The sequence below is a fragment of the Vagococcus fluvialis genome (assembly GCF_003337315.1).
GTDB lineage: Bacteria > Bacillota > Bacilli > Lactobacillales > Vagococcaceae > Vagococcus > Vagococcus fluvialis.
On the sequence record NZ_QPJV01000010.1, the window covers coordinates 88,138 to 95,582 of the forward strand.

Sequence of the window (7,445 nt, forward strand, 5' to 3'; positions counted from 1 at the left end):
TTACTTGGAAGTGGTTGCATAATACAGGTAACAACTATTTAGGAGTGAAATATATGTCAGATTGGTTAGGTATTAAAGAAAAAGTGGTTATTGTAACAGGAGGTTCTTCTGGTATTGGAGCTAGTGTTGTTTCTGCTTTATTGGATGAAGGGGTTAAAGTAGCAAACTTTGATTTAAATGAGGGATCAGTTACTCATGAGAATTTACATTTTGTGAAAGTGGATGTTTCTAATCGTAAAAATGTAGAAGAAGCTGTAGCAGAAGTGGTTTCAAAATTTGGAACAATTGACGGTTTAGTCAATAATGCAGGGATTAATATTCCTCGATTGTTAGTAGATGCAAAAAAATCCCATAGTGAATATGAATTATCAGATGATGTCTTTGATAAAATTATAGCGATTAATCAAAAAGGATTATTTTTAATGAGCCAAGCTGTAGGGAGAATATTAGTAGAAAAACAATCTGGTGTGATTATTAATATGTCCTCAGAAAGTGGTTTAGAAGGCTCAGAAGGACAAAGCGCTTATGCTGCGACAAAAGCTGCTGTTAATAGCTATACAAGATCATGGTCAAAAGAATTAGGAAAACAAGGAGTAAGAGTTGTTGGAATTGCTCCAGGAATTATGGAAGAAACCGGTTTAAGAACATTAGCTTATGAAACAGCACTTGCTTACACAAGAAATATTTCTGTTGAGGAATTAAGAGCTGGATATAGCAAAACAAGTACGATTCCACTTGGCCGAAGTGGAAAATTATCTGAGGTAGCAGATTTAGTATGTTACTTCTTATCAGACCGTTCTAGTTACATTACAGGGGTAACAACTAATGTGGCTGGAGGAAAAACAAGGGGTTAATAGAAGTGAGGGATTCGTTTGTCACAAATTGTAATGTGGTATGACCTATTAAATGTATTTGTTACATATGGTCAAATTGAAGAAGTTGAGTTAAAAGAAATTATTGGTAAAAGTTATCCAACTTTAAGAAAAAATATCGAGTTATTAAATGAAGAAATAAAAGGAATTGCAGCTATTTATAAACACGAAACAAGTTATGAAATGGAAATACTGGATTATTCGGCCTTTGATAAAATCTTAAAAGGTGGTTTGAAAGAAAGTATCGATTTTAATTCTTCTACTAAACGAATTGCATTTATTTTAAAGGAATTAATTGAAGCAAGAGAATATGTTTTAATTGATGATTTAGCAGAAAAACTTGAGGTTAGTCGAGGAACAGCTAATAGAGATTTACAAGAAGTAAAAGAGATTGTCCAACATTTTGGAGTCGATTTAATTGGAACACCTAATAAAGGATTAGAAATTAAAGGTGATGAGTTTGAACTCAGATTGATTAACTTATATCATATCCATGATTTTTTCCCAACACATATTTTTTTAGAAGATATAAATCCTTTTGTTGATAAATATGCTAAACATAGAAATATTCCTGAAAATAGCGTGAATACATGGAAAAAAGTATTAGAAATTACACTTGATAGAATTTCCAGTAAAAATAATTTAACAAAACCAATTCCTCATTATACCAATTATCAATTAAACGATGAGGCATTTGATGAACTTATTTATCAAATTGAATCTTTATACCGAATTAGTCTAAGTCAGTATGATATTGATTTTATTAGTTTTCCGCTCAATATTAGTAATACTGGGGCTGTTGAGAAAGTTTATATGAATGAGCCCTTTGTTAGAGATTTATATGATAAGATGCTAAATCATATTTTTAAAATCACAAGTGTTGAGTTTGAAAGAGATGAGTTATATGAAAAAATTAGATTTCATTTGTTATATTTATTAAATCGTTTGATTTTTAGAATTGAAAACTATGATTATTTCTATGGAGAAATTGAGAAAAAATACCCTTTTGCATATGAAATAGGAAAAGTTGGAATGGAAAAAATTGAAGAGTTAGTAGGACGAGCAGCTTCTGAAGCCGAAACAAGTTATTTAGCCGTTTATTTTGAATTAATGATGCGTAAAGATCAAAACAAAGAAAAAGAAATAGCAATTGTTTGTAACACAGGTAAAGGAACAGCAGCACTTATGAAACAGCAGATCACGCAAGTTTTAGGCAATAATATCAATTTGAAAACATATACAGAAGAAGAATATCAACAAACAAATTTGTCTAATTATTTTGCAGTTTTTACAACAGTGCCACTGAAAAATGTTGATAAGAAAGTACCACTTATTAGAATTACTAATTTATTTAATAATGAATGGTTACATTCAGAGTGGGAAAGAGTAAAAAAAGTAAATCAATTACATTTTGAAAATGTTTCATTTATTTTTACTAAAGTATCGCCAGATATTTCTTATAAAGCTCAACTCACGTCAATGATAGAGTCGATGACGTGCTTAGATATGATAGACAAAAATTTCCAAAAAAGAATTTTCAATCGTGAAGATCAACAAACAACAGTTTTTAGTAATGGGGTAGCTTTTCCTCACGCAATTAATTTTGGTAGTAAAAAAATCATTTTTCATCTCGGAGTTTTAGAGAAAAACCCAATTGAGAATGATGATATTGAGTTTATTTTTATGGTTGGTATACCAGATCAAATGAATGATAAGGTTGAATCAGAACTTTTACAGTTATATGATTACATGCTTAGTATTATTTCTAACTCACAAAAAGCAAATGAGTTGCATCAAATAAATAATTCAGAAGAGTTCTCAAAATGGGTAAGGAAAGAGGTTTTTTAAATGAATTTTATTGTGGTATTAGGAATGTTTGGTATCGGGGCTTATTTACTCCAAATTGTTTTTGGAATGAAGCAAATTAAACATTTTAATGAAACTTATCAAATGTTAAGAAGAAAAGGCAAAGTCGCTATTGGTAGACGGGCTGGAAAAATTAAAGCAGGAACTATTGTGATGTTTGCAGTCAATAATAATGGTGACATTCTTGAATCAGTAAAAATGCAAGGGGTTACGGTAATGGCTAAATTCAAGTCTTTACCTCAATTTAACGGATTAAATATCCATGATTTATCAGAAAATCATGATTTAGTGGCAAAAGAAAATAAGCTAATGCAACAAGCTATTATGAATGCAAGAGAAATTTATATTAGAGTTGAAGCTGGAAATTATGTGGAAGACTCACCAGTTTCTCCACTAATGGACGCTAGAATTCATATGAATATTGCAAAAGAATCGATTCAAAAAAAATTAAAAAGAGGTGTTGAATAATGCAATTTATAACAAAATTTGCTGAAGGTTTCATGGGATTATTTCAAACAGGTGCTGAAACTTTTATTAGTTGGATGACAGGAATTGTACCAGTTGTATTAATGTTAATGGTATTAATGAATACATTAATTGCGTTTTTAGGAGAAGATAAAGTTGTTAAAGTGGCGAAAATATCTGCTAAAAATCCATTTACTCGTTATCTAGTTTTGCCTTTCCTATCAGCTTTTATGCTAGGAAATCCAATGTCTTTTACAATGGCAAGATTTTTACCAGAATACTACAAACCAAGTTACTATGCTGCTCAAGCTCAATTTTGTCACACAAGTAATGGGGTATTTCCTCATATTAATCCAGGTGAATTATTTGTTTGGTTAGGGATTGCTTCTGGAATAGAGCAATTAGGTTTTAATACAATGGATTTAGCTGTTAGATATATGTTAGTTGGTATGTTGATGAACTTTATTGGTGGTTGGGTAACAGATTACACAACAGCTTTTGTTTGTAAACAACAAGGCATCACATTAAGTAAAACAGTTGCACCTACTCATAATTAAAAGGAGAGAAGAATCATGGCTTATAAAAGTATAAAAGTAACTAAAGGTAATGGTGGTTTTGGTGGTCCTTTAATTATTACACCAACAGAAGAAAAACATAAATTTATTTATATTACTGGTGGAGGTGAGAAGCCTGCAATAGTAGATAAAATTGCTGAACTATCTGGAATGGAACCTGTTAATGGTTTTAAAACATCAATTCCGGATTCAGAAATTGCATTAGCAATTATTGACTGTGGAGGAACACTTCGTTGTGGTATCTATCCTAAAAAAGAAATTCCAACTATTAATATTGTACCAACAGGAAAAAGTGGTCCTTTGGCTCAATATATTACAGAAGATATCTACGTATCAGCTGTAGGTGTTAACCAAATTACATCAACTGAAGAATCAGCAAAAGTTGAAACTAACAACGAGGCAGAACCAGAAAAGAAATTTACTTATAGTACAGATAAAAAAATTACGGAACAACGTGCAGAGCAACAGAGTTTTATCGCAAAAATTGGTATGGGCGCAGGAAAAGTTGTAGCAACCTTTAATCAGTCAGCTCGTGAAGGTGTACAAACAATGATCAATACGGTTATTCCTTTTATGGCTTTTGTTTCTTTATTAATAGGAATTATTCAAGGCTCTGGTATTGGTGATTGGTTTGCTAAAATCATGTCACCACTTGCAGGAAATGTAGTAGGTTTAATGGTGATTGGATTTATCTGTTCATTACCGTTTTTATCTCCATTGTTAGGACCTGGTGCAGTAATTAGTCAGGTTATCGGAACTTTAATCGGGGTTGAGATTGGACGTGGAAATATCCCACCTCAATTAGCTTTACCAGCACTTTTTGCTATTAATACTCAAAATGCTTGTGATTTTATTCCTGTTGGTTTAGGTTTAGAAGAAGCTGAGGCTGAAACAGTTGAAGTTGGAGTACCGTCAGTTCTCTATTCACGATTTTTAAATGGTGTACCACGAGTTATTGTGGCATGGTTAGCAAGTTTTGGATTATATCAATAAATTTTAAAATGAGTTAGGAGCTTTCAAAATGATAACATTATATAAAACAAAAGTAATCAATATTGGAAATGAGGCAGAGATGTTTCGTGAAGAGGGGATGATTATCCTATTTGGTGAAAATGCACCAGAAAGTTTATCTGATTACTGCTACAATATAAAAGTAGAACCTGTTACAGGAGAAATTGAAGCAGGGATGGAACTTAGTATCGGATCAGAAAAATATAGTGTCACAGCTGTAGGCTCTGTTGTTAGAAAAAACTTATCTGAACTAGGGCATATTACTATCAAATTTGATGGTAGTAGGGAAGCTGAATTGCCAGGAACTTTATATGTAGAAGATAAAGCTTTGCCAGAAATAACTATTGGAGAAGAAATTTTTATTTCAGGAGGTCATTAAATGGAATTAATGTTAGATACAATTGAATTAGATAAAATTGCTTCATATAATGAGTGTTTAAATATTTCAGGAGTAACATCGAATCCGTCAATTATTAAAAAGCATGGAAAAGTAAATATTGAATCTCATATGAAAGAAATCAGAAAAATTATTGGACCTGAGAAAAGTTTACATATTCAAGTAGTTGGTGTTAGCTCTGAAGACATGATAGCTGATGCTAGAAAAATAATTAATGAGATTGATCAAAATGCGTATGTTAAAATTCCAACAACAACTGAAGGCTTAAAGGCTATGAAAGAATTAAAAAAAGAAGGATTTAATGTAACAGCTACAGCGATTTATTCTATTTTCCAAGGCTTAATGGCTATTAATGTAGGCGTTGACTATATAGCTCCCTACTTTAATAGAATGGAGAATATGGGAGTTAATTCATTAGAAGTTTTAACTCATCTACAAAATGAAATTGATCGTTCTAAGTCTGAAACAAAAATTTTAGCAGCGAGTTTTAAAAATAGTAAACAAGTAGTTGAGGCACTTTCAACTGGAGCTAAGTCTGTTACAATAGGAACAGAGATTATTGAAGAAAACTTAGATACTGCAGCTGTTAATCAAGCAGTAATAGATTTTAATCAAGATTGGTTCTCTTTATATAATAAAAATTCTATTTAAAATAATAAGAGGTGATGACTTGACCCAGTTAAAATTAATTATATTTGATATGGATGGTGTGTTAGTAGATTCTGAAAAATTTTATATGAAATCAGAATTACAAGTGATTCAAAGCTTTGGGAAAGAGGCAAGTGAAGACTATTTAAGAAGTTTTTGTGGAACAACTCAAGATTTTATTTGGGGAAGTATAAAAAAAGACTTTGCTTTAGATATTTCTTTAGAAGACTTGAAAATTAAAGCCAAGAATCAATTAATCTATTTATTTGAAACAGAAGAAATAGAGGCAATAGAACATGTCGAAAAAACTCTTTCAAATTTAAAAAAGGCAGGCTATTTATTAGCCGTCGCTTCATCCAGTGAAAGAGAAATTATTAAAAGACATTTAATTGAATTAGATTTTCTAAAATATTTTGATTTGATTAAATCTTCTGAGGAAGTAGCTCACTCAAAACCAGCTCCAGATGTTTTTATTGCTGTAGCAGAAGAACTTAAAGTACCGATAGAGCATGTGGTAGTCGTTGAAGATTCTACAAATGGTATAAAAGCTGCTAAAAATGCAGAAATGATTTGTATCGGTTATAATAATTTAAATTATCCGCCAATCAACCAAGAGGCAGCAGATATTATTATTTCTAATATGTCGGAAATAACACCAGAATTTTTAGAAGAACTTGTTAATAAAAAATAAACAGACACTAATACTTATTGTTTCTTTACAATTAAGTATTAGTGTTTTTTAACTATTTATATATTTATGTTAAAATAAAGGCGAAAGATGAAGTAGGTTAATTTGTTATTTGAGAGGAGAGACTAATGAAAGAGAAAGTGTTGGAAAAACAAACTAAAAAAATTGTTTTCTTAGTTTTATTGTTTATTTTAGGTATGTTGATAGGTGGGTTATTAAGTAATAATAAACATTTTAACATGTGGCCTTTTAGTCGTAATAAGGCAGTGAGAATTCCTGATAACACCCTTTCAAAAGTTGATTCAGAAACTAAAACTCATGATTTATTATTTGTTACCGAAGAAAGTTTGGAATTTAATGTAGAGGCTAATAAAATTATTATCTACATGGAACACTATGAAAAAGATAAATTAATTGAAACTAAAGAATTAGCAACATTATCAGCAGATACAGTATCCAAGGATAACTTGTATGGAGTTGTTCAGTGGGGAATAGCTGATTGGGATCTAAAGGAAGATAATTTAAAAGTTGGCTTGATGGTAAATGAAAACACAGTTACTAGTAACTATACGATCATTTCTAAAGAAACATCTGCGGCAGCTAGCAGTGGAATGAGTTATGAAGAGGAAACGATTACGCTAGATCAACCGATATTAATTGGTTTTTGGGGCTTTGGTGAAGACTCAGCAGGAAGTCTTGAATTTGAGAAAAATGGATTTAATAAAGAAGAACTACGTACAAATAAAGAATCATTTGCTCTATTTTTTAAGGCAATTGACTAACATATAAAGTTGTCGAAAAACTATTCTTATGACAATATGCATTCAAAAAGCTAGCTATTAAATAGTCAAGTGAAAGTTATTAAATACTTTTTGATTTTGATATTTATTTTTAAGCAACTTAAATAAACCTAAAAATAATAG

General features: G+C 30.8%; 9 protein-coding genes. All 9 read left to right on the top strand.

Translation table 11 applies throughout. The features are described from left to right. Positions 1 to 53 precede the first annotated feature (53 nt). The 9 genes from DFR54_RS10135 (at position 54) to DFR54_RS10175 (ending at position 7,304) form a co-directional block, all read left to right on the top strand. Complete coding sequence (locus tag DFR54_RS10135; protein WP_114290120.1) at positions 54 to 854, top strand: SDR family oxidoreductase; 801 nt, start codon at positions 54 to 56, stop codon at positions 852 to 854. Positions 855 to 872: 18 nt separating this feature from the next. Then, positions 873 to 2,720, top strand: a complete 1,848-nt coding sequence (locus DFR54_RS10140) for a BglG family transcription antiterminator (protein ID WP_114290121.1) — start codon at positions 873 to 875, stop codon at positions 2,718 to 2,720. Next, positions 2,721 to 3,206: a transcriptional regulator GutM gene (locus tag DFR54_RS10145; RefSeq protein ID WP_114290122.1), complete on the top strand. Its 486-nt coding sequence runs from the start codon at positions 2,721 to 2,723 to the stop codon at positions 3,204 to 3,206. Next, positions 3,206 to 3,760, top strand: coding sequence for a PTS glucitol/sorbitol transporter subunit IIC (gene srlA / locus DFR54_RS10150; RefSeq protein ID WP_114290123.1), 555 nt, complete (start codon positions 3,206 to 3,208; stop codon positions 3,758 to 3,760). The genes DFR54_RS10145 and srlA overlap by 1 nt, the downstream gene beginning before the upstream one ends. 15 nt (positions 3,761 to 3,775) lie before the next feature. Next, positions 3,776 to 4,771 carry a PTS glucitol/sorbitol transporter subunit IIB gene (srlE, locus tag DFR54_RS10155; RefSeq protein ID WP_114290124.1) on the top strand — a complete coding sequence of 332 codons (996 nt, stop codon included), beginning with the start codon at positions 3,776 to 3,778 and terminating at the stop codon, positions 4,769 to 4,771. Positions 4,772 to 4,802: 31 nt separating this feature from the next. After that, positions 4,803 to 5,168: a PTS glucitol/sorbitol transporter subunit IIA gene (locus DFR54_RS10160; RefSeq protein ID WP_114290133.1), complete on the top strand. Its 366-nt coding sequence runs from the start codon at positions 4,803 to 4,805 to the stop codon at positions 5,166 to 5,168. Then, positions 5,169 to 5,837 (top strand): fructose-6-phosphate aldolase, encoded by a 669-nt coding sequence (locus DFR54_RS10165; protein WP_114290125.1) that lies wholly within the window; start codon positions 5,169 to 5,171, stop codon positions 5,835 to 5,837. It begins immediately after the preceding gene. 19 nt (positions 5,838 to 5,856) lie between these two features. Beyond that, positions 5,857 to 6,525 carry an HAD family hydrolase gene (locus DFR54_RS10170; protein WP_114290126.1) on the top strand — a complete coding sequence of 223 codons (669 nt, stop codon included), beginning with the start codon at positions 5,857 to 5,859 and terminating at the stop codon, positions 6,523 to 6,525. Between the two features lie 125 nt (positions 6,526 to 6,650). Beyond that, positions 6,651 to 7,304 carry a hypothetical protein gene (locus DFR54_RS10175; protein WP_114290127.1) on the top strand — a complete coding sequence of 218 codons (654 nt, stop codon included), beginning with the start codon at positions 6,651 to 6,653 and terminating at the stop codon, positions 7,302 to 7,304. The last annotated feature ends 141 nt before the right edge of the window (positions 7,305 to 7,445 follow it).

Excerpts from the sequence above, each read along its gene's own strand:
- DFR54_RS10135 (WP_114290120.1), top strand. The coding sequence starts at position 54 with ATGTCAGATTGGTTAGGTATTAAAGAAAAAGTGGTTATTGTAACAGGA.
- DFR54_RS10175 (WP_114290127.1), top strand. The coding sequence starts at position 6,651 with ATGAAAGAGAAAGTGTTGGAAAAACAAACTAAAAAAATTGTTTTCTTA.
- srlA (WP_114290123.1), top strand. The coding sequence starts at position 3,206 with ATGCAATTTATAACAAAATTTGCTGAAGGTTTCATGGGATTATTTCAA.
- srlE (WP_114290124.1), top strand. The coding sequence starts at position 3,776 with ATGGCTTATAAAAGTATAAAAGTAACTAAAGGTAATGGTGGTTTTGGT.
- DFR54_RS10145 (WP_114290122.1), top strand. The coding sequence starts at position 2,721 with ATGAATTTTATTGTGGTATTAGGAATGTTTGGTATCGGGGCTTATTTA.
- DFR54_RS10165 (WP_114290125.1), top strand. The coding sequence starts at position 5,169 with ATGGAATTAATGTTAGATACAATTGAATTAGATAAAATTGCTTCATAT.